The 21,411-nt window shown below is 68.9% G+C and carries 17 protein-coding genes and 3 pseudogenes (1 of these 20 only partly in view); 11 read left to right on the top strand and 9 right to left on the bottom strand.

The features are described from left to right. Positions 1-2: 2 nt before the first annotated feature. From ABTY98_RS15735 to ABTY98_RS15745, 3 genes are all read right to left on the bottom strand, one after another. Positions 3-248 (bottom strand): DUF6458 family protein, encoded by a 246-nt coding sequence (locus ABTY98_RS15735; RefSeq protein WP_352221462.1) that lies wholly within the window; start codon positions 246-248, stop codon positions 3-5. A 74-nt stretch (positions 249-322) separates the two neighbouring features. Then, positions 323-1,621, bottom strand: coding sequence for a M18 family aminopeptidase (locus ABTY98_RS15740; RefSeq protein ID WP_352221463.1), 1,299 nt, complete (start codon positions 1,619-1,621; stop codon positions 323-325). A gap of 116 nt (positions 1,622-1,737) precedes the next feature. Then, positions 1,738-3,564, bottom strand: coding sequence for an acyl-CoA dehydrogenase (locus ABTY98_RS15745; RefSeq protein ID WP_352221464.1), 1,827 nt, complete (start codon positions 3,562-3,564; stop codon positions 1,738-1,740). Between the two features lie 176 nt (positions 3,565-3,740). Between ABTY98_RS15745 and ABTY98_RS15750 the strand changes: the two genes are divergently transcribed. The 4 genes from ABTY98_RS15750 (at position 3,741) to ABTY98_RS15765 (ending at position 8,668) form a co-directional block, all read left to right on the top strand. Further along, positions 3,741-4,220, top strand: coding sequence for an SseB family protein (locus ABTY98_RS15750; RefSeq protein ID WP_352221465.1), 480 nt, complete (start codon positions 3,741-3,743; stop codon positions 4,218-4,220). A gap of 267 nt (positions 4,221-4,487) precedes the next feature. Further along, positions 4,488-6,443 carry a YncE family protein gene (locus ABTY98_RS15755; RefSeq protein WP_352221466.1) on the top strand — a complete coding sequence of 652 codons (1,956 nt, stop codon included), beginning with the start codon at positions 4,488-4,490 and terminating at the stop codon, positions 6,441-6,443. Between the two features lie 114 nt (positions 6,444-6,557). Next, a complete protein-coding gene (locus tag ABTY98_RS15760) occupies positions 6,558-7,535 on the top strand; it encodes a pirin family protein (RefSeq protein ID WP_352221467.1) in 978 nt (325 codons plus the stop codon). 101 nt (positions 7,536-7,636) lie between these two features. Next, complete coding sequence (locus tag ABTY98_RS15765; protein WP_352221468.1) at positions 7,637-8,668, top strand: AI-2E family transporter; 1,032 nt, start codon at positions 7,637-7,639, stop codon at positions 8,666-8,668. A 31-nt stretch (positions 8,669-8,699) separates the two neighbouring features. On the opposite strand, the gene ABTY98_RS15770 is transcribed toward ABTY98_RS15765, so the two are convergent. Beyond that, positions 8,700-10,805, bottom strand: a complete 2,106-nt coding sequence (locus ABTY98_RS15770) for a SpoIIE family protein phosphatase (RefSeq protein WP_352221469.1) — start codon at positions 10,803-10,805, stop codon at positions 8,700-8,702. Between the two features lie 156 nt (positions 10,806-10,961). Between ABTY98_RS15770 and aspS the strand changes: the two genes are divergently transcribed. After that, entirely contained in the window at positions 10,962-12,725 is a 1,764-nt protein-coding gene (gene aspS / locus ABTY98_RS15775; protein WP_352221470.1) for an aspartate--tRNA ligase, read from the top strand. 162 nt (positions 12,726-12,887) lie between these two features. After that, positions 12,888-13,064 carry a hypothetical protein gene (locus ABTY98_RS15780; RefSeq protein ID WP_352221471.1) on the top strand — a complete coding sequence of 59 codons (177 nt, stop codon included), beginning with the start codon at positions 12,888-12,890 and terminating at the stop codon, positions 13,062-13,064. A gap of 21 nt (positions 13,065-13,085) precedes the next feature. Here ABTY98_RS15780 and ABTY98_RS15785 read toward each other — a convergent pair whose 3' ends face one another. Next, a complete protein-coding gene (locus ABTY98_RS15785) occupies positions 13,086-13,559 on the bottom strand; it encodes a hypothetical protein (protein ID WP_351738215.1) in 474 nt (157 codons plus the stop codon). 139 nt (positions 13,560-13,698) lie between these two features. Between ABTY98_RS15785 and ABTY98_RS15790 the strand changes: the two genes are divergently transcribed. Beyond that, positions 13,699-15,048, top strand: a complete 1,350-nt coding sequence (locus tag ABTY98_RS15790) for a pectate lyase family protein (RefSeq protein ID WP_352221472.1) — start codon at positions 13,699-13,701, stop codon at positions 15,046-15,048. Between the two features lie 229 nt (positions 15,049-15,277). Beyond that, positions 15,278-15,661: a hypothetical protein gene (locus tag ABTY98_RS15795; RefSeq protein WP_352221473.1), complete on the top strand. Its 384-nt coding sequence runs from the start codon at positions 15,278-15,280 to the stop codon at positions 15,659-15,661. Positions 15,662-15,838: 177 nt separating this feature from the next. Here ABTY98_RS15795 and ABTY98_RS15800 read toward each other — a convergent pair whose 3' ends face one another. Further along, positions 15,839-16,216, bottom strand: coding sequence for a hypothetical protein (locus tag ABTY98_RS15800; RefSeq protein ID WP_352221474.1), 378 nt, complete (start codon positions 16,214-16,216; stop codon positions 15,839-15,841). Next, positions 16,213-16,664: pseudogene (locus tag ABTY98_RS15805) on the bottom strand (ATP-binding protein). Before ABTY98_RS15805 ends, ABTY98_RS15800 begins: the two are co-directional and overlap by 4 nt. A 155-nt stretch (positions 16,665-16,819) precedes the next feature. On the opposite strand from ABTY98_RS15805, the pseudogene ABTY98_RS15810 reads away from it, so the two are divergent. From ABTY98_RS15810 to ABTY98_RS15820, 3 genes and pseudogenes are all read left to right on the top strand, one after another. Beyond that, positions 16,820-17,695 (top strand): annotated as a pseudogene (locus tag ABTY98_RS15810) (helix-turn-helix domain-containing protein). Continuing rightward, positions 17,692-17,904 (top strand): DUF397 domain-containing protein, encoded by a 213-nt coding sequence (locus tag ABTY98_RS15815; RefSeq protein WP_352221475.1) that lies wholly within the window; start codon positions 17,692-17,694, stop codon positions 17,902-17,904. The pseudogene ABTY98_RS15810 and the gene ABTY98_RS15815 overlap by 4 nt, the downstream one beginning before the upstream one ends. A 521-nt stretch (positions 17,905-18,425) precedes the next feature. Continuing rightward, positions 18,426-18,773: a DoxX family protein gene (locus ABTY98_RS15820; RefSeq protein ID WP_352221476.1), complete on the top strand. Its 348-nt coding sequence runs from the start codon at positions 18,426-18,428 to the stop codon at positions 18,771-18,773. A 56-nt stretch (positions 18,774-18,829) separates the two neighbouring features. Here the strand turns inward: ABTY98_RS15820 and metG are convergent, their stop codons facing one another. Then, on the bottom strand, positions 18,830-20,545 hold the full coding sequence (gene metG, locus ABTY98_RS15825; RefSeq protein WP_352221477.1) for a methionine--tRNA ligase: 1,716 nt from the start codon (positions 20,543-20,545) through the stop codon (positions 18,830-18,832). A gap of 133 nt (positions 20,546-20,678) precedes the next feature. Beyond that, positions 20,679-21,411 (bottom strand): annotated as a pseudogene (locus ABTY98_RS42290) (VWA domain-containing protein); it runs 1,306 nt beyond the window's last position.

Consider the following 21,411-nt stretch of genomic DNA (forward strand, 5'->3'; position numbering starts at 1 on the left):
CGTCAGACGCCGTACCCGCCGCCGTATTCGTCCTGGTGGTGATGGTGCCGTTCCTCGACGACCGTCGTCGGAGGCGCTACGACCCGCCGGCGACGGGCGATGTTGGTGAACGTGGCGACCCCGATGATTCCGACGGCCATCAGGATCAGGCCGACCACGTCGAGGTTGACGCCCTGCATGTGCCAGTCGGTCGCGAACGTGAGGATGGCCCCCACGGCGATCAGGATGATGCATCCGCCTAGCCCCATGAGCGTTGCCTCCCCTTCAGGTTCGGTGGTTCCGGTTCCCGTCGGGTACCCCGGGGCGGCCGGGGCATGTACAACTACCCCTCCAGGAAAGCCGTCAGCGCGTTCGCGAGGAGGAACGGGTCGTCGGTGCCGCACAGTTCGCGGACGCTGTGCATGGAGAGGATCGCCGTGCCGATGTCGACGGTCCGGATGCCGTGGCGGGCCGCGGTGATCGGACCGATCGTGGTGCCGCAGGGCATGGAGTTGTTGGAGACGAAGGTCTGGAAGGGGACCCCGGCCTTGTCGCAGGCGGCGGCGAAGATCGCGCGACCCGAACCGTCCGTCGCGTAGCGGTTGTTGACGTTGACCTTGAGGATCGGGCCGCCGTTGAGCCGGGGGTGGTGCGTGGGGTCGTGGCGCTCCGCGTAGTTGGGGTGGACGGCGTGGCCGGTGTCGGAGGAGAGACAGACGCTGGCGGCGAGGGCTCTCGCCCGGTCCTCGTACGACCCGCCGCGCGCCAGCACCGAGCGCTCCAGCACGCTGCCGAGCAGCGGGCCGTCCGCGCCGGTGTCGGACTGGGAGCCGGTCTCCTCGTGGTCGAAGGCGGCGAGCACCGGGATGCAGGGGAGCCGGGGGCCGCCCGCCGCCACGGCCGCGAGGGCCGCCGTACCGGCGTGCACGGAGAGCAGGTTGTCCATCCGGGGGCCGGCCATCAGCTCCTGGTCGCGGCCGAGGTAGGCCGGCGGTTCGACGGCGTAGGTCATCAGGTCCCAGCCGGTCACCGAGTCGGCCGGCAGGCCCGACTCCTGCTCCAGGAAGGCGATGAGGTCGCCGTCGCGGATGTCGTCGCCGAGGCCCCAGATCGGCTGGAGATGGCGCTGCTTGTCCAGCTTGAGCCCGTCTGTGCTCACCGCACGGTCCAGGTGGATGGCGAGCTGGGGGACTCGCAGCAGCGGCCGGCGCACGTCGACCAGGCGGGTGGAGCCGTCGCGCAGGCTGAGCCGGCCGGCCAGGCCCAGGTCCCGGTCGAGCCAGGAGTTCATGAGCGGTCCGCCGTAGATCTCCACGGCGACCTGGCGGAAGCCGTGCGCGCCGGTGTCCGGGCGCGGCTTGACCCGCAGGTTCGGGGAGTCGGTGTGTGCGCCGACGATCCGGAACGGGGTATGGGGTGCCGCGCCCTCCGGGACGTACCAGGCGATGATCGCGCCGCCGCGCAGCACGTACTTGCCGCCCGCCGTCCCGTCCCAGGCGTCCGTCTCGGCGACCTGCCGGAAACCGGCCTTCTCCAGCCGCTCGCCGGCGTTCGCGACGGCGTGGTACGGCGTGGGGCCGGCCGCGAGGAAGGACATGAGGTCGTCGGTGTGGCCGCGATCGAAGCGGGCTGGTTCGCTCATGTTCCTCACCTTAACGACGTGCGGTGGCCCGCTCCCGAAGAGGGAGCGGGCCACCGTGGGCGACTCGGTCGTTCAGAACGTCGATCGGTCGATCAGCAGGTCCTTCAGCATGTCGATCAGAACGCGGACTCGTCCAGCTCCATCAGGTCGAGGTCGACGTCGGCCGCGACCTTGCGGGCCAGGGTGACGCCCGGCAGCACGTTGGCCGCGAAGAACTTCGCCGCCGCGATCTTGCCGGTGTAGAACGCCCTGTCCTTGTTGGAGGCGGTCTGGAGCTTCTCGGCGGCGACCGCGGCACCCTTGAGCAGCAGGTAGCCGACGATCACGTCACCGGAGGCGAGCAGCAGGCGGGTGGTGTTCAGGCCCACCTTGTAGATGTTCTTGACGTCCTGCTCGGTGGCGGCGAGATCGGTCAGCATCAGGCCGACGATCGCCTCCAGCTCCACGGCCGCCTTGGCGAGGTGTTCGCGGGCGCCCGCCAGCTCCTCGCCGCCGGTGCCGAGCGCCAGGAACTTCTTGATGTCCTCGGCGAGAGAGTTCAGCGCCGCGCCCTGGTTGCGGACGATCTTCCGGAAGAAGAAGTCCTGGCCCTGAATCGCGGTGGTGCCCTCGTAGAGGGTGTCGATCTTGGCGTCGCGGATGTACTGCTCGATCGGGTACTCCTGCAGGAAGCCGGAGCCGCCGAAGGTCTGCAGCGACTGGGCGAGCTGCTCGTAGCCCTTCTCGGAGCCGTAGCCCTTCACGATCGGCAGGAGGAGGTCGTTCAGCGCGTGCTCGGTGGAGGCGTCCTCGCCGGTCGTCTCCTTGAGCGCGATCGCGTCCTGGATGGAGGCGGTGTAGAGGACCAGGGCGCGCATGCCCTCGGCGTACGCCTTCTGGGTGATCAGCGAGCGGCGGACGTCGGGGTGGTGGGTGATGGTGACCTTGGGCGCGGTCTTGTCCATGAAGTTCGCGAGGTCGGGACCCTGGACGCGCTCCTTGGCGTACTCGAGGGCGTTGAGGTAGCCCGTCGACAGCGTGGAGATCGCCTTCGTGCCGACCATCATCCGGGCGAACTCGATGATCCGGAACATCTGGCGGATGCCGTCGTGCTTGTCGCCGATCAGCCAGCCCTTGGCCGGGTGCCGGTCGCCGAAGGTCATCTCGCAGGTGTTGGAGGCCTTGAGGCCCATCTTGTGCTCGACGTTCGTGGCGTAGACGCCGTTGCGCTCGCCCAGCTCGCCGGTCTCGAAGTCGAAGAGGTACTTCGGGACGAGGAAGAGCGACAGCCCCTTCGTGCCCGGGCCGGCACCCTCGGGCCGGGCCAGCACATAGTGAAGGATGTTCTCCTCCATGTCGTGCTCACCGGAGGTGATGAAGCGCTTCACGCCCTCGATGTGCCAGGAGCCGTCCTCCTGCCGGACCGCCTTGGTCCGGCCGGCGCCGACGTCCGAGCCGGCGTCCGGCTCGGTGAGCACCATGGTCGAACCCCAGGTCCTGTCGACCGCGATCTGGGCCCACTTCTTCTGCTCCTCGGTGCCCTCCTCGAAGAGGATGCGGGCGAACGCCGGGCCGGAGGAGTACATCCACACGGCCGGGTTGGCGCCGAGGATCAGCTCCGCGTACGACCAGATCAGCGATGGGGGAGCGGTCGTACCACCGATCTCCTCGGGCAGGCCGAGCCGCCAGTACTCGGAGTCCATGAAGGCCTTGTAGCTCTTCTTGAAGGACGCCGGGACCGGCGCGGTGTTGGTCTCCGGGTCGAAGACCGGCGGGTTGCGGTCGGCGTCGGCGAAGGATTCGGCCAGCTCGTTCTCGGCGAGCCGGGCCAGCTCCTCCAGGACGCTCTTCGCGGTGTCGGTGTCCATCTCGGCGAACGGGCCGGTGCCGTACAGCTTGTCGCGACCGAGCACTTCGAACAGGTTGAATTCGATGTCGCGGAGGTTGGACTTGTAGTGCCCCATGGTGACGGCTCCGTATCCGGATTCGGCGAGGCACTGACTCCTCGCGCAAGCGTTCATATACCAACGAGTAGCTCCGATGATGCTACCCGTCGGTAATAAGACGCAACCCCCTCAGGTGAAGTGTGAGAAGGGTCTACCTTCTCGCGGGCGCCGCGTGTCTCGGTAGGCTTGCGGCCATGTACGGATACGGCCAGCCCATGGACGGTAGCGCCGCTCAGCAGCAGTACGCCCCGCCGCAGCAGATGCCCGGCGGCGTCGGCGGGTACGGCCAGCAGCCTCCGCTCTACCCGGAGCCGTCCCCGCCCTCGCTCGCGGACGCGGTGCGTGCCTTCACCACGGGCCAGCTGACCGCCGAGGACTTCCAGCAGGTCTTCGCCACGTCCAAGGTGTACTGCCCGCGCGGCGACAATCCCGGTTTCCTCGCCCTGCACAACACCCAGCAGCCGGTGATCCCGATGTTCACCTCGCTGAAGGAGCTGCGCCGTTACGCGGGCAAGGAGTCCAAGTACTTCGCGATCACGGGCGCGGAGGTCATCGACCTGCTCCCGACCGGCTACGGCTTCGTCCTTGACATGGAGGGCGAGCACCGGATGGTCTTCGACGCGAAGGCGGTCGAACAGATGGTGGACTTCGCGATGCGGCGGATGTACGGCTAGACGCTCCCCTTCACCGCGGCTAGACGCTCCCCTTCACCGCGGCTGGACGCCCCCTTCACTACCGCGGACCGCTGCCCGCGCGGCCCTCGGAGTTCTCGGGACCCCCGGCAAAACCCGCTCCCCCTTTGTCACAGCCATGCCATAGGCTGCCCCAGGCAGCCGCGCCCCACGCGCAACCGCTCTTCCGCGGTCGTGTGCGGGTGCCGCGCGGCGCTCTCATCCACCCGGCGAACCCGGGTTTCCACTGGGGGTTTCATCACTGTGCGCATGCGCAGCACTTCGGTCGCGACGGCACTCGCGGTCCTCTTCAGCTCGGCGGCGCTGAGCGTCGTGGCGGCGGGGACCGCCTCGGCGGCCGCCACCACCGTCACCAACACCGGCGGTCTCGTCGTGGACGGCGCGCTCCAGCGCGTGTTCGTCGGCGACGCCGCGAACGGCCGGATCCTCGCCGCCGACTACAGCGGCACCCTCGTCGACTCGCACACCGGCTTCGGCAGCGTCAGCGACCTGGCCCTGTCGGACGACGGCTCCACCCTGTACGCGGCCCTGCCCAACACCCACCAGGTCCTCGCACTCGACACGGCCACGCTGGACGTGAAAGCGACGTACAGCATCCCGACCGACACCGGCCCACGCCACCTGGCCTTCGCCGGCGGCAAGGCGTGGTTCTCGTACGGCGACCAGTGGGACGGCGACATCGGCTCCATCGACCCGGCGGTGGACCCGGCGGGCGGGACCGACCCGGTGGCGATGGCGCAGTTCCCCACCGAGGGCACCTCCAGCGGCATCTGGGGGCAGGGGCTGCTGGACACCGACCCGACCCGGCCGGGCCTGCTGGCCGTCGGGGAGACCGGCATCTCCACCGACTCCATGGCGGTCCTCGACGTCTCCGGCGACGCCGCCAAGGTCACCGCCTGGTACTCCGGCGACTACACCCTGAACAGCGGCATCGGGGACATCGACCTCGTCCCCGGCGCCGACCAGGTGCTGGTCAACGGCACCGACCGGGACGCGTGGGCGGACGGCAAGTTCAGCAAGGCCGGCGCCTACCCCGGCGGGTGGGGCGCCGACGTCGCGGCGAACGGGCTGGTCGCCCAGGTCGGTGCCGGCAAGGTCGCGGTCTACCGGCCCGACGCCACCAAGCCGCTGCGGACTTACACCGTCGGCTCCTCGTCCGACTACGCCGTCGGCAACGTGCGCTGGGCGCCGGACTCCTCGCGGATCTTCGCGCTGGCGCCGAGCGGCGGCACCTACACGCTCAAGGTCCTGACCCAGCCGACGCTCAATGTGCCGACGCTCACGGTCAACGCCCCGAGCTCGGCGGCCCGCGCCAAGCAGCTCACCGTCACCGGCAAGCTCTCGGCGACCGTCCCGCTCGCCGCCGGCACCAAGCTCTCCGTCACTCGTACCGACATCTCCACCCCCAGCGGCAAGGCGCTCGCCTCCGTCACGGTCAAGTCGGACGGCACGTACTCCTTCCCGGACACCCCGCCGGCCGGCGGCACGGTCACGTACAAGGTGACCTTCGCGGGCGACGCCGGGCACACCGCCGTCTCCGCCTCCGACAAGGTCGCGGTCTCCCGCACGGCGTCGAGCCTGAGCCTGAACAACAACGGCAAGCTGTACAACTACGGCGCTGACGTGAAGTTCACGGCGCACCTGGGGACGACGTACAAGAACCGCTCGGTCAAGATCTACGCGGACCCCTTCGGCGGCGACAAGGGCAAGAAGCTGATCAAGGCCGGCAAGGTGGACTCCCACGGGAACATCGCCGCCTGGGTGGACATGACCCGTGACACGGCCGTCTCCGCGGTCTTCGACGGCGACGCCCGTTACGCGCCGAAGACCGTGAAGGCCACGGCGTACGCGCGGGTCAAGATCTCCACCGCGGTCTCCAAGCACTACAAGACGGCGAAGATCGGTTCGACGTCGTACTACTGGTTCCACAAGAACACCGACCCGGTGTTCACCACGACCATGACCTACTACCCGGGTCGCGAGCACCGTCTGGACCTCGAGGTCTACTACCAGGGCAAGTGGTACTCGACGGACTCCGAGTACTTCGCGCTCGGCACGAGCGGCAAGTCGGCCGTACGGCTGGGCGCACCCGGCGAGTCCGGCATCCGGGCGCGGCTGCGTTCGGTGTACGTCAACGGCTCGTCCGGCGACACCGTGAACTCCACGACGTACAGCGGCTGGAAGTACATCTACTTCAGCAACTGATCCACCGTTCGGCGGATGACCTAAGCCCGGAGGGAATGTCCTCCGGGCTTTCTCCGTTAGAGGTGGCAGAAAGTTCAACGCTCAACTAAACTGGGCGTACAAGGAGGAGCCAACATGCCTGCAGTGACCGTCGAGAACCCGCTGACCCTTCCCCGGGTGGCCGCACCGGCCGACGCCGTGGCCCGTCCCGTGCTCGCCGTCACGACCGCGCCGAGCGGTTTCGAGGGCGAGGGCTTCCCGGTACGCCGGGCGTTCGCGGGGATCAACTACCGCCATCTCGACCCGTTCATCATGATGGACCAGATGGGTGAGGTGGAGTACGCGCCGGGCGAGCCCAAGGGCACGCCCTGGCACCCGCACCGTGGCTTCGAGACCGTCACCTACATCATCGACGGCATCTTCGACCACCAGGACAGCAACGGCGGCGGTGGCACCATCACCAACGGTGACACCCAGTGGATGACGGCCGGTGCCGGCCTGCTCCACATCGAGGCGCCGCCGGAGTCCCTGGTCATGTCCGGCGGTCTCTTCCACGGCCTGCAGCTGTGGGTGAACCTGCCGGCCAAGGACAAGATGATGGCGCCGAGGTACCAGGACATCCGCGGTGGCAACGTCCAGCTGCTGACCACCCCCGACGGCGGCGCGCTGCTGCGCGTCATCGCCGGTGAGCTGGACGGTCACGCCGGTCCCGGCGTCACGCACACGCCGATCACCATGATCCACGCGACGCTGGCCCCCGGCGCCGAGATCACGCTCCCCTGGCGCGAGGACTTCAACGGGCTGGCGTACGTGCTGGCGGGCAAGGGTGCGGTGGGCGCGGAGCGCCGTCCGATCCACCTCGGTCAGACGGCCGTCTTCGGCGCGGGTTCCTCGCTGACCGTCCGCGCGGACGAGAAGCAGGACTCCCACACCCCGGACCTGGAGGTCGTCCTCCTCGGCGGACAGCCGATCCGGGAGCCGATGGCCCACTACGGCCCGTTCGTCATGAACACCAAGGACGAGCTGATGCAGGCCTTCGAGGACTTCCAGAAGGGCCGCCTGGGCACCGTCCCGGCCGTCCACGGAATGACGGAGAGCGGTCCGCAGGCGTAACGGTTCTCGTCGACCGACCGGGTGGGTGAGCCGGGTTCCGGCTCACCCACCCGGTCGCGTACGGCAGGGCACCCACCGGCCTCGCGTGATCCGCTGGTGCGGTGTCGCTGTTGCCCGAGCCCGTGCGCCGGTTCGCCGCGTGGTGTGCCGTTCTGCTGCTGGCCGCCGGCGTCGGCTGGATCGGTGTCCGGCTCTGCTCGGAGTTCCGTACCGCGGTCACACCCGTGCTGCTCGCCCTCCTCGGCACCGCCCTGCTCAGGCCCCTGTACCGGTGGCTCGTCGCGGCCGGCGTGCAGCGGTCCCTCGCCGCCGGGCTCACCTGCGTCGCGGTCGTCGCGGTAGTCGGCGGAGCCGTCTATATCGTCGTCGCCGCGCTCATCGACACCGGCGGCCAGATCACCTCGTCCCTCAAGAACGCCGCGAAGTCGCTCGCCCAGCACTTCGGGGCCGCCGGGACCTCGCTCGACGACCTGGCCGGCAACGCCAAAGAACTGCTGAGCAAGTTCGGCGGGACGGCCGCCTCCAACGTCATCAGCGGCGTGAGCGTGGTCGGCGAGAGCATCGCCATGGCCGTACTGGCGCTGCTGCTGGTCTTCTTCTTCCTCCGTGACTCGCATCTCGTCGTCGAGTCCATCCGGACCGTGGCGCCCGGCGGCAGCGCCGATCTGCTGGAGGCCATGGCCCGTCGTGCCTTCGAGGGCATCGAGGGATTCATGCGCGGCACCACCGTCATCGCGTTCATCGACGCCGTCTGCATCACCGTCGGCCTGCTGATCCTCCAGGTCCCGGGCGCCGTCGGACTCGGCGCGCTCGTCCTCGTCGGCGCCTACATCCCCTACCTCGGCGCCTTCATCTCCGGTGCCGTCGCCGTACTGGTCGCCCTCGCCGACCGGGGTTTCGTCATCGCGCTGTGGACACTCGGCGTCGTCCTCGCCGTGCAGCTGCTGGAGGGTCATGTGCTGCAGCCCATGATCCAGAGCCGGACCGTGCAGATGCACCCGGCGGTGGTGATGCTGGCCATCACCGCAGGGGCCTCCGTCGCAGGGATCCTGGGCATGCTGCTCGCCGTACCGCTCACCGCGGCCGCCTTCGGCGTCGTACACGAGCTACGGGCGCGCTACGCGACCGCCTAGCGCCAGGACCCGTCCCGCGCTCGTGGACCGCCTAGGACCCGTCGCCCTCGCCGTTCTCGTACAGCTCGAACCAGATGCTCTTGCCCTCCCCGCGCGGGTCGACGCCCCAGGCCTCCGCCAGGAGCTCCATCAGCACCAGGCCGCGGCCGGACGAGGCCAGTTCGCCGGGGCGGCGCTTGTGCGGGAGGTCGTCGCCGGTGTCCGTGACCTCGACGCGCAGACGGCGCTCAGGGGCCGGACCGCAGACCTCGGCGAGCAGCAGCGCGTCCGCGTCGGTGTGGACCAGGACGTTGGTGAGCATCTCGGAGAGCAGCAGCACCGCCGAGTCGACCTGGTCGGGCGAGTCCCAGTCGTGCAGCAGCTCGCGCAGCTGCTGGCGGGCCTCGGCGACCCGCTCGGGCTCGTCCTGGGCCACCGACAGCAGGGTGCGGCGGACCCGGGGCCGTACGGCTATGGGGCCGGCGCCCGGCCGGGACAGCAGCAGGACCGCGATGTCGTCCTCGCGGCGGTCGGCCAGCGGCCCGGTGGTGTGGTGCGAGGAGGGGCCGTGCACGGCCTGGACCAGGGCGTCGGCCAGTTTCTCCAGGTCGCCGTCGTGGTCCTCCATGATCGCCCGGACCCGCTGCCAGCCGCTCTCGATGTCATGGCCGCCGGTCTCGATCAGACCGTCGGTGCAGATCATCATGATCTCGCCGGGTTCGAGGGTGAACCGTGTGGTCGGATAGTCCGCGTCGGGGTCGATGCCGAGCGGCAGCCCGCCCGCCGTCGGCCGCCGCAGCACCGTGCCGTCGGTCATCCGGATCGCGGGGTCGAGATGTCCCGCGCGGGCGATCTCCAGCACCCCGGTCACCGGGTCCGCCTCCACGTACAGGCAGGTCGCGAAGCGGAGGTCGGTGATCTCCTCGTCGTAGGTGATCCCGTGCAGGAAACGGGAGGCCCGGGAGAGGACCGCGTCCGGGCGGTGGCCCTCGGAGGCGTAGGCACGCAGCGCGATCCGGAGCTGGCCCATGATGCCCGCGGCCCGTACGTCATGGCCCTGGACATCGCCGATGACCAGGGCGTACCGGCCGGACGGCAGCGGGATCATGTCGTACCAGTCGCCGCCCACCTGGAGGCCGCCGCCGGTCGGGATATAGCGGGCGGCCGAGTCCATGCCGGGTATCTCGGGGCCGAGCGTCGGCAGCATGGTGCGCTGGAGCCCGTCCGTCAGCTCCCGCTCCGAGTCGGCGATCCCGGCCCGCGACAGGGCCTGTGCCAGCATCCGGGCCACCGTGGTGAGCACGGACCGCTCGTCGGGTGTGAACGACACCGGATAGGCGAACCCTGCCATCCAGGCGCCCATGGTCCGCCCGGCCACCGTCAGCGGCAGAAAGGCCCAGGACTGACGGCCGAACCGCTCGGCCAGCGGCCAGGTGACCGGGTAGCGAGACCTGTACTGCTCGGGGGAGGAGAGATAGACGGCCCGGCCGGTCCGTACCACCTCCGCCGCCGGGTAGTCGGTGTCCAGCGGCATGCTGGAGAAGGGGCTGTCCTCGTCGATCTGCTGACCGTGGTGGCCGATCATCGTCAGCCGGTCGCCCTTGGCCCCGAAGACGGCCAGCCCGTCCGGGGAGAACCCGGGCATCGACAGCCCCCCGGCGACCCGCAGCACCTCCTCGGTGGACCGCGCCTCGGCCAGCGCCCGGCCCGCGTCCAGCAGAAACGCCTCACGGGAGCGCCGCCAGTCGCCGGTGACCGGATGCTGGGCGGCAGCGCCGGGGGACGGCTCGGTGACCTCCTGGATGGTGCCCGTCACCCGGTAGACGCGCTCCTCGGCGTCGTACACCGGTCGAAAACGGCTGCGGACGGTACGGATCAGCCGGCCCCGCTCGTCCATGACCCGCATCCGGACCTCGCCGAGCGTGCCCTCGATGGCGGCCAGCCGGGTGATGCTGGTGTTCTCGTTCCAGTCCACGGGGTGGAAACGGGACCGGACCAGGGCCTCCGACAGGAGGGACGGTTCGGCAGGCAGCCCGATGAGCCGCGCCGCCTCCGCATCCGCGGTGACCAGCCCGGTAGCCGTGTCCCAGTGCCACAGTCCGGTCGCGAGGGCGGTGAGGACGTCCTCCACGGCGGGCAGGGGCTCGCCAGTTCGCATTGCCCCACTTTAAGAAGATCAGATCGAAAAACGCTACCGATCACCGACCTGGTAATGGTGAGAGTCGGCGCTGGGGGGCCCGGTACGCTGGGGGTGTTTCACGTGAAACGCCAGGCTGATACCACACCCCGATCCGCGAAGGCTGGATGAACCACGATGCATCGGTACAGGTCCCACACCTGCGGCGAGCTCCGCTCCTCTGACGTCGGCACCGACGTCCGGCTGAGCGGCTGGCTGCACAATCGGCGCGACCTGGGCGGCATCCTCTTCATCGATCTGCGCGATCACTACGGCATCACCCAGCTCGTGGCACGTCCGGGCACGCCTGCCTACGAGGCCCTGGACAAGCTCAGCAAGGAGTCGACCGTACGAGTCGACGGCAAGGTCGTCTCCCGCGGCAGCGAGAACATCAACCCCGACCTGCCCACCGGCGAGGTCGAGGTCGAGGTCGGCGAGGTCGAGCTGCTCGGCGCGGCCGCCCCGCTGCCGTTCACGATCAACGCCGAGGACGGGGTCAACGAGGAGCGGCGTCTGGAGTACCGCTTCCTGGACCTGCGCCGCGAGCGCATGCACCGCAACATCATGCTGCGTACGGCCGTGATCTCGGCCATCCGCCACAAGATGGTCGCCCTCGGCTTCAACGAGATGGCCACCCCGATCCTCACCGCCACCTCCCCCGAGGGCGCCCGTGACTTCGTGGTGCCGTCCCGTCTGAACCCGGGCAAGTTCTACGCCCTGCCGCAGGCCCCGCAGCAGTTCAAGCAGCTGCTGATGATCTCCGGCTTCGACCGCTACTTCCAGATCGCGCCCTGCTTCCGCGACGAGGACGCCCGCGCCGACCGCTCGCCGGGCGAGTTCTACCAGCTCGACGTCGAGATGAGCTTTGTCGAGCAGGAGGATGTCTTCCGCCCGATCGAGCAGCTGATGACCGAGCTGTTCACGGAGTTCGGCGGCGGCCGTGAGGTCACTTCGCCGTTCCCGCGGATCCCGTTCCGCGAGGCGATGCTGAAGTACGGCTCCGACAAGCCGGACCTGCGCGCCCAGCTGGAGCTGGTCGACATCACCGACATCTTCGAGGGCTCGGAGTTCAAGGCCTTCGCCGGCAAGCATGTGCGTGCGCTGCCGGTGCCGGCGGTCCAGGACCAGCCCCGCAAGTTCTTCGACCAGCTCGGTGACTACGCCGTCTCGCAGGGCGCCAAGGGCCTGGCCTGGGTCCGCGTCGCCGAGGACGGCTCGCTCTCCGGCCCGATCGCCAAGTTCCTCACCGAGGAGAACGTGGCCGAGCTGACCAAGCGGCTCCAGCTGGCCGCCGGTCACGCCGTCTTCTTCGGCGCGGGCGAGTTCGACGAGGTCTCCAAGATCATGGGCGCGGTGCGGGTGGAAGCCGCTCGCCGTGCCGGGCACTTCGAGGAGAACGTCTTCCGGTTCTGCTGGATCGTCGACTTCCCGATGTTCGAGAAGGACGAGGAGACCGGCAGGATCGACTTCTCGCACAACCCGTTCTCGATGCCCCAGGGCGGCATGGAGGCCCTGGAGACCCAGGACCCGCTGGACATCCTGGCCTGGCAGTACGACATCGTCTGCAACGGCGTCGAGCTGTCCTCCGGCGCCATCCGGAACCACGAGCCGGACATCATGCTCAAGGCGTTCGGGATCGCGGGCTACGACGAGGAGACCGTCGAGCGCGAGTTCGCCGGCATGCTGCGCGCGCTGCGCTTCGGCGCCCCGCCGCACGGTGGCATCGCCCCGGGCGTGGACCGCATCGTGATGCTCCTCGCCGACGAGCCCAACATCCGCGAGACCATCGCCTTCCCGCTCAACGGCAACGCCCAGGACCTGATGATGGGCGCGCCGACCGAGCTGGACGAGGCCCGGCTGCGCGAGTTGCACCTGTCCATCCGGAAGCCCCAGCCGAAGTAGCGAGCAGGCCTGGGCAGGCCGGCGTCGATTTCCAGCCCCCTTGCGCGCGGGAGTGCGCAAGGGGGCTTTTTTCCAAGGTCGTTGACAGGCTGCGCCTCTAGCTTCCGGCGGCATGACAGACAACGAACAGCTTCCGGAGCCTCAACAGGCTGACGGAACAGCATGATTGAAACGACCTACGACCAGTCCGGCACCCAGGGCGGCCTGCTGAAGCTCCGCTACCGCAAGGACGACATCGCCAGGGGCGTCCAGGGCTCGATCACCATGTCCGTCGACCAGGACGCGACGAACGACGGCGAGGGCGGCGGCGGCCCGGCCCCGTCGCCATCAGCCGGCTGATCCCCATGGACGGCCGGTACGTCAGGTGTCGTACCGGCCGTCCCACGGCTCGCCGAAGCCCAGGCGGTCCGGGTACAGCTCGGCCCACGGGCCGTCCTCGTCCTCCTTGGCCACCAGGCCGAACAGCACGCCGTCGACGGTGAGCCGGAACGGGCGGATCGCTATGTCCGTGTACGTACGCCGGGGCAGACTGCGCAGCATGGTCGCCAGCCGGGCCCGGGCCCGGGACAGCACCGAGTCCGTGCCGTCCGGGTCCCGACGCTGCTCGGCCCAGCTGCCCGCGCACCAGATCTGCGAGTCACGGTAGCGGCCCTCGGCGTCGAAGAGATGGAGCACGGAGTAGAGCCGCTTCTGCTCCTCCCAGCCCTCGTCCAGCCGGAACCCCTCGGGGAACGCGTACGTGACCGACGCCAGGAACTGTCCGTCGGAATAGCGGCCGATCGCCTCGGTACGGCCGTGCGGCTCGTAGGCGATCGGGATGAGCTCAGGGGTCATGGCGAAACCATACGGATGTGTCGTGGGCATGCGCAGGCGGGGTCGGGTGGGTGGGGAAAAATCCCGGCAACCTTTTCGATCTCCACAACCACAGAGGAGTGAGAAATCGCCCGTCCAGGAAGCACGTAAGGACTCCCCCGTGGCCTCTGCCTCTCACCGTCGGTCCCTTCGCACGCGCCGTACCCTCGTCGTCTCCGCCGCCGTCGTGGCCGCCGGTGCCGGTGCCGGTGCGCTCGTGCTGAACGCGAATGCCTCCGGCACCGATCTCTACCACCGGACACTCGCCGCCAAGGACGGCTGGGCGTCCTCCGGTGCCGGTACGACCGGCGGTGCGAAGGCCGACTCCGCGCACACCTTCACCGTCTCCACCCGTGCCCAGCTGGTGAAGGCGCTCGGCTCCGTCTCCGCCACCAGCCCGCGCATCATCAAGGTCAAGGGGACCATCGACGCCAACACCGACGACTCCGGCAAGAAGCTGACCTGCGCCGACTACGCGGCGGGCACGGGGTACTCGCTGTCGGCCTATCTGAAGGCGTTCGACCCCGCCACCTACGGCCGCTCGAAGCTGCCCTCCGGCACCCAGGAGAAGGCCCGTGCCGCGGCCCAGGACAAGCAGGCGAAGAACATCGTCTTCAGGGTGCCGGCCAACACCACGATCGTCGGCGTCCCCGGCACCAACGCCGGCATCACCGGCGGCATGCTGCAGATCCAGAAGGTCGACAACGTCATCGTCCGCAACCTGACCTTCGCCGACACCGAGGACTGCTTCCCCCAGTGGGATCCGACCGACGGCGACGACGGCAACTGGAACTCCGCGTACGACTCGGTGACGCTCCGCGGCGCGACGCACGTCTGGGCGGACCACAACACGTTCACCGACGCCGGACACTTCGACAGCACCAACCCGAAGTACTACGGCCGTGAGTACCAGGTCCACGACGGTGAACTCGACATCACCAAGAGCTCGGACCTGGTGACCGTCGAACACAACCAGTTCACCAGCCACGACAAGACGATGCTGATCGGCAGCAGCGACAGCGAGCCCAGCGGCAAGCTGCGCGTCACCCTGCACCACAACATCTGGAAGGGCATCGTCCAGCGCGCCCCGCTGACCCGCGTCGGCCAGGTACACATCTACAACAACGTCTACGACGTCACGCCCCTCAACGGCTACTCGCTGCAGTACAGCATCAACTCCCGCGCGAAAGCGCAGGTCGTGGCCCAGAACAACTACTGGACCGTGCCCAGCTCCCTCAAGGTCTCCAAGCTCCTGAGCGGCGACGGCACCGGCTCCGTCGCGGGCAGCGGCAACCTCGTCAACGGCACGACGACCGACCTCGTCGCCGCCTACAACGCCGCGAACTCCAAGAAGATCAAGACGACGGTCAACTGGACACCGACCCTGACGGCGGGCCTGGAGTCGAGCGTGAAGAACCTGCCGACGGAGCTGGCGAAGACGACGGGCGCGGGCGTGCTGACCGCGAGCTGACCGACCGGGTACCGGGGGAAGCGGCGCGTCTCAGGTCGAACGCCCTTCCCTCGGTCCGCAACTGCACGCACAGCGGTCGGCTCTGAGCCGGGTTCACGCAGGCCGCATGACCTGGTTTTCGGGGGCCAGAAGCCAGCGGAAATGGTCCACGAGCGGCTCCACCAGGTGCGGATCACGGGCAACCACACCGAGTTCGATGTTGTCGGACAATGCCCGGTCAGTGAGGTCCGTGAATCTCTGTGGGGACTTCTCGCTGTCCTTCGCGTGGTCGTCCGAGCTGCCGGTCGAACAGCCCTCACCACCAGTCGCCTTCAGCCGTGACCATGCGGGGGCGCTGGAGGCGGTGGCGAAGGATCTCCGTGAACGGCTGGGGCGGGAGCAAGGGGCCGTTCTGCACGAGGTGGTGACGAAACTGCACCGCGACGTGAACCCGCGTGAGGCGACGATCTACGGCTCCTTCGTACACGAGGACACCTCGCGGCAGCGGCGGGTCCGGGTGGAGCTTCGCCAGGAAGACATCGACAAGGCCACCGATGCCTGGCGACGTGGGCTGGAGGTGGCCGTGACGGGGGACTTGGAGCCGCGTGGTACGGGGTGCGGATGCGGGGGGTGACAGTGTTCGTGGTGCAGCCGGAGTAGAGAAGCGCACTCGCGCACTGCCTTCTCTTGGCAGCCGCCGGGTCGTCCCTCAGGAGCGCACGCCTGCGCTCCGGCCAGCTCTCGCCGTTCACCGCCCTGCCTCCCGAGGCCGGCCCGCGTACCGGGTCGGCCTCTCTGCCATGGCCTCGGGCTACTCGTCCGTGAAGACGTCTTCGACCGTGGGGGCTGTGACGGCACGCCGCAGCCAGCGGCTCAGGATCTCGGGGTCGCCACACCTGGTGATGCGTTCCCGGACCGCTTCGGGGACGTCGATGCCACGCACTTCCAGGATGGCCAGGACGTCCTCGGCGGCGCGTTGCGCCTCGCCCTGAGCCAAGCCCTCGGCGCGGATTTCCTCGCGGATTTCCTTGAGGGTTTCCTGGGCGAGGTCTGACTTGTAAAAGGAGAGGTCCACGGCCACCAGTTTCCTCCACAGTTGTGCGGCTGGGTGCTTGCCCAGGCCTTGTGCGACGAGTTCGATGATCGGGTTGGCGACACTCTGCGGTGTGTCCCGCAGAACGGTCGTCATTGACTTGAGTATGTGAGTTCGGCCCAGACCGTTTTGCGGGGCGGTCGGTCCTGAGTCACTCCCCAGCGGTCGGCGAGAGCGTCTACGAGGAACAGGCCACGGCCGGTTTCGCGGGCGGGGGTGGTGGGGCTTGGGGGTGCGGTAGCCGGTCACTGCGGGTGTCGGTGACTTCGACGCGGAGGGTGTCGCCGACGACGTAGAGCAGGAGCTGGAAGTTCCGGCCGGGGACGCGGCCGTGGGTGGCGGCGTTGTTCGCGAGTTCGGCGACGACGAGCGCCGCCGGGTCCAAGTGGAGTCCCCAGGCGCGCAGTTGTTCGGTGGTGAGCAGGCGGGCGAGGCGGGCGCCGCGTGGGGTGGGGGACAGGAGGACGTGGAAGTTGCGGAGGGGGCGGGCGGGTTCGGCGGGCTGGGTGGGTGGGGCTGTCTGTTCGGCGAGTTTCTGATTCACGTCACTCAGCGTGGCCGGATGCGCCTACCGTGAGGAGTGACGACGCTGTTGCGTACAGTCACTGTCCAGGGTTGTCCGGTGGTGTCCGGGCTTGTCGGGGCGGTGCGTGCGGGTAGGGGCGTCGCGGTTCGAGGCGGTACGGCGGAGGGGTGCGCATGTCGGTGGACGGCGAGGTACGGCTCAGGACCGAGGCAGACGAGCCGGGTTGGGAGGTGGACCCGGACGACGAGTGGGGCGTGGCCGTTGTCGCCACCGTGGGGCGGCAGTTGAAGCTGCGGCGGGAGTCGGTGGGCATGCGGGCCGGGGAGTTCGGCAAGCGGCTCGGGTACGGCGAGGACATGGTGTACAAGATCGAGTCCGGGCAGCGGATTCCTCGGCAGGAGTATCTGTACAAGGCCGACGAGGTGTTGGGCGCGGGCGGCCTCATCGCGGCGACTTGGGAGGACGTGAAGAAGGTCCGGTACCCGAAGAAGGTGCGGGATCTGGCGGACATGGAGGCGAAGGCGGTCGAGATCGGGGTGTACGTCTGCAACAGCATCAATGGGTTGTTGCAGACGTCGGATCATGCTCGTGCCGCGTTCGAGTCGCGGCAACCCCCTTACCCACAAGCCGAGGTGGAGCGCTTGGTTGCCGCGCGCGTGGCTCGGCAGTCCATCTTCGAGCGAGATCCAGCCCCCGCGCTCGGCTTCGTGCTGGAAGAGACGCTGTTGCGGCGGCCTCTGGGCGGCACAATGGTGTGGCGACGGCAGCTCGAACGTCTGTTGGAGGTGGGCCGGTTGCGTAACGTCACACTTCAGGTGATGCCTACGCACGTCGAGGTCCACCCCGGTCTGGACGGACGGATCGAGCTGCTGAAGTTCGCGGACGGTACGGCGACAGGGCGCTCCGACGGTGCGTTCAACGGCCGTCCTGTTGCGGACCCGAGGCAGGTGCACATCCTTGAGCTGCGCTAGGGCACCATCCGGGCTCAGGCTCTTGCGCCTCGGGAGTCGCTGCTGGCCTTCATTGAGCAATTGCTGGGAGAGACATGATCCGCAAGCCCTACGCCGGAGACGCCTCCGAACTGGCGTGGTTCAAGAGCAGCTATAGCGACGGCAACGAGGGCGACTCCTGCGTCGAGGTCGCCACCACCCCCGGCATCATCCACGTCCGCGACTCCAAGTACCGCGAGGTCAGCCCGCGCCTCGCGCTGGCGCCGGAAGCCTGGGCGGACTTCGTGGCATACGCGTCGGGGAGCTGACTCCTCAACTGCACGCGCCCGCGCCTGGTTGTCATTGGCGCGGGGCGCTGTCGTGTAGCTCAGAAGAGGGCGTCCGGCTCAGGGAAGAGCCCACCGTCGTCGAAGGTCTCCGGGGCGCTGGCGCTCTGCGAAGTGCGCGCGGCGGCTCGAGCCTTCGCCTTTGCCTTGCGGGCAGCAGCGCGGCGACGCTTGGCCTCCGGGGTGTGCAGGCCCTTCTCTACCTCTGCCTTGTACCGGCCGTTGCCCTGGTGCCGGTACCTGCGTACTGACGGTGTCAGGGCTTGTCGGCTGCACGACCGTCTCGCTCGTCCCCCCAGCTGCCACTGGCTTCCCTCTCCTCGGCGCTCGTAAGAGTCTAGGTGCGGGATGGGTGGTGAAACCCGTCGTGAGCGCTATGTGCTCAGGGCCCGCAGAGCCATGCAAGGGGATGGGGGCTAGCGCGATCTTTGCTGCCTTGTCACACAAATCGCGGCGTGCGCGTCAGTGAGGTGTTCGGCAGGTTGTTGTGAGGGGAGTCCTTCGTGCGTATCGCCCATGTCGTCGTCACCCTGGTCGCCGCTGTGCTGGCCGGGTTCTCCGGGACCGTGCTTCTGGTGCGGGCTGAGTGGATCGTCAAGGCGCTCACCGACTACCGGGTGCCGCGGGCCTGGTGGACGCCGCTCGGGGTGGCCAAGGCCGCCGGGGCGGTGGGGCTGGTGGTCGGGCTGGCCGTGCCGGTGGTCGGGGTGCTGGCGGGGGTGGGGCTGCTGCTCTACTTCACCGGCGCCGCGGTCACCGTCGCGCGGGCGAGGTGGTACTCGCACATCCCGTTCCCGCTGGTGTACGCGGCGCCGGTGGCGGGGGCGCTGGTGCTGGGGCTGCTGAGCTGACGTGCGGCGGCCCCTTGACGCCGGTGGGCGGGGTCGTCAAGGGGCCGGGCGGGCGGTCAGGCCTCCGTGCCGCCGAAGCGCTCCTTGTAGGTCTCCAGGTCCTCGTCCGTGAGCTTGGCGAAGAGGACCGGGGGGACCGTGAAGGGAGTGCCGGTGGGGACGGAGGCCAGGGACTTCGCCTCGGCGGCCGTGACCCAGGTCGCCGTGTCTTCGGTCAGGGCGAACGTCTCGCGCATCGTCTTCGCCGTCGACGGGATGAAGGGCTCCGAGACCACCGCGTAAAGGTGGATCAGGTTCATCGCCGTGCGCAGGGTCAGGGCCGCGCCGTCCTTGTTCGTCTTGATCTCCAGCCAGGGGGCCTTCTCCTCCAGGTAGGAGTTGCCGGCCGACCACAGGGCGCGCAGGGCTGCCGCGGCCTTGCGGAACTGGAGGGACTCCATCTGGGACTCGTACTCGGCGAGGAGTTCTGCGATCTGCTCGCCCAGCTTCGCCTCGGCCTCGCCGGGCTCGCCGCCGGCCGGGACCTCCTCGCCGAAGCGCTTCTTGGAGAAGGACAGGACGCGGTTGACGAAGTTGCCGAGGGTGTCGGCCAGGTCCTTGTTCACCGTGGCCGTGAAGTGCTCCCAGGTGAAGGACGAGTCGTCCGACTCGGGGGCGTTGGCGATGAGGAAGTAGCGCCAGTAGTCCGCCGGGAGGATGTCCAGCGCCTGGTCGGTGAAGACGCCTCGCTTCTGGGAGGTCGAGAACTTTCCGCCGTAGTACGTCAGCCAGTTGAAGGCCTTGACGTAGTCGACCTTCTTCCACGGCTCGCGGACGCCGAGTTCGGTGGCCGGGAACATGACCGTGTGGAAGGGGACGTTGTCCTTCGCCATGAACTCCGTGTAGCGGACGTCGGTGTCGACGTCGTACCACCAGGACTTCCAGTCGCGGGTGGACGGGTCCTGGTCCGCCCACTCCTTTGTCGCGCCGATGTACTCGATCGGGGCGTCGAACCAGACGTAGAAGACCTTTCCCTCGGCCGCCAGCTCCGGCCAGGTGTCGGCCGGAACCGGGACGCCCCAGTCCAGGTCGCGGGTGATCGCGCGGTCGTGCAGGCCCTCGGTGAGCCACTTGTGGGCGATGGAGGAGGCCAGCTGCGGCCAGTCCTTGTCGTGCTTCGCCACCCACTCCCGCACCTCGTTCTCCAGCTTGGACTGGAGGAGGAAGAGGTGCTTGGTCTCGCGGATCTCCAGGTCCGTGGAACCGGAGATCGCCGAGCGCGGGTTGATCAGGTCGGTCGGGTCAAGAACGCGGGTGCAGTTCTCGCACTGGTCGCCGCGCGCCTTGTCGTAGCCGCAGTGCGGGCAGGTGCCCTCGACATAGCGGTCCGGGAGGAAACGGCCGTCGACCGGGGAGTACACCTGGCGGATCGACCGCTCCTCGATGAAGCCGTTCTCGTTCAGGCGGCGGGCGAAGTGCTGGGTGATCTCGCGGTTCTCGGGGCTGGAGCTGCGGCCGAAGTAGTCGAACGCGAGTGCGAAGCCGTCGTAGACCGCCTTCTGGGCGTCGTGCGCCTGGGCGCAGAACTCGTCGACCGGGAGGCCCTGCTCCTTGGCCGCGAGCTCGGCGGGGGTGCCGTGCTCGTCCGTCGCGCAGATGTAGAGGACGTCGTGGCCGCGCTGGCGGAGGTACCGGGAGTACACGTCCGCCGGGAGCATGGACCCCACCATGTTGCCCAGGTGCTTGATCCCGTTGATGTACGGAAGGGCGCTGGTGATGAGGTGTCGAGCCATCGGGGGCTGCTCCCAGGTCGCGGTTGCTGTAGCTGGTTCCTACAGGTGTGAACCTTGAAATCGTAGCCGACATGTGTATGCCGCCCGCTTCCCGTTTTATTGGGTGAGAAGCGGGCGGCATGGGACACAGGTGCTACGGGCGCCAGTCGATCAGGACGCCATCGTAGAGCTCCGCGTCCGTGAGCTCCAGGGGCGTCGGGCCCGCGTGGAAGAAGGCCGTGTTGTCGGTCTTCAGCTTGCGGAGGTAGTCGAAGGCCTTGTTCTCGTGCTCGCCGAACGCGACGAAGGAGAAGAACACCGAGGGGTGGGTCTTCGCGGCGTCGGTGAGGGACTGGGTGGCGGGGGTCTTGGCATCCGGGGCGCCGTCGGTCTGGAAGACGACGAGGGCGGGGGTCGCCGGGGCGCCGGGGGTGGCGTTCTTGTCGTAGTGCGCGAGTACGGCTTCCACGGCGGCGTGGTAGCTGGTACGGCCCATACGGCCGAGGCCCGCGTGTGCCTCGTCGATCGCGTTCTCGGGGGAGGCGGGGGTGAGGTCGATGGTGCCGTCGACCTCGGTGGAGAAGAAGACGACGTGGACGGAGGGGGCCTCGGGGTTCGGGGCGAGGTGGGTGGCCAGGGCGAGGGTCTGGTCGGCCAGGGCCTGGGCGGAGCCGTCCTTGTAGTACGGGCGCATGCTCGCGGAGCGGTCGAGGACGAGGTAGGTGACGGCGCGGGTGCCGGTGAGGCCGGCCTTGGCGAGGGCGGTGGCGGCGGCGTCGTTGTCGGTGGCGGTGGCGGTGGCGGTGGGGGTGGTGGGGGCGGCGGGGGCTGAGGGCGGGGGCGTCGCTTAACCGGTGCCGGCAGGGTGCCGCTGCGCCCACCCGTGC

Origin of the sequence: Streptomyces sp. NPDC096040 (assembly GCF_040303265.1) — a bacterium.
Lineage (GTDB): Bacteria > Actinomycetota > Actinomycetes > Streptomycetales > Streptomycetaceae > Streptomyces.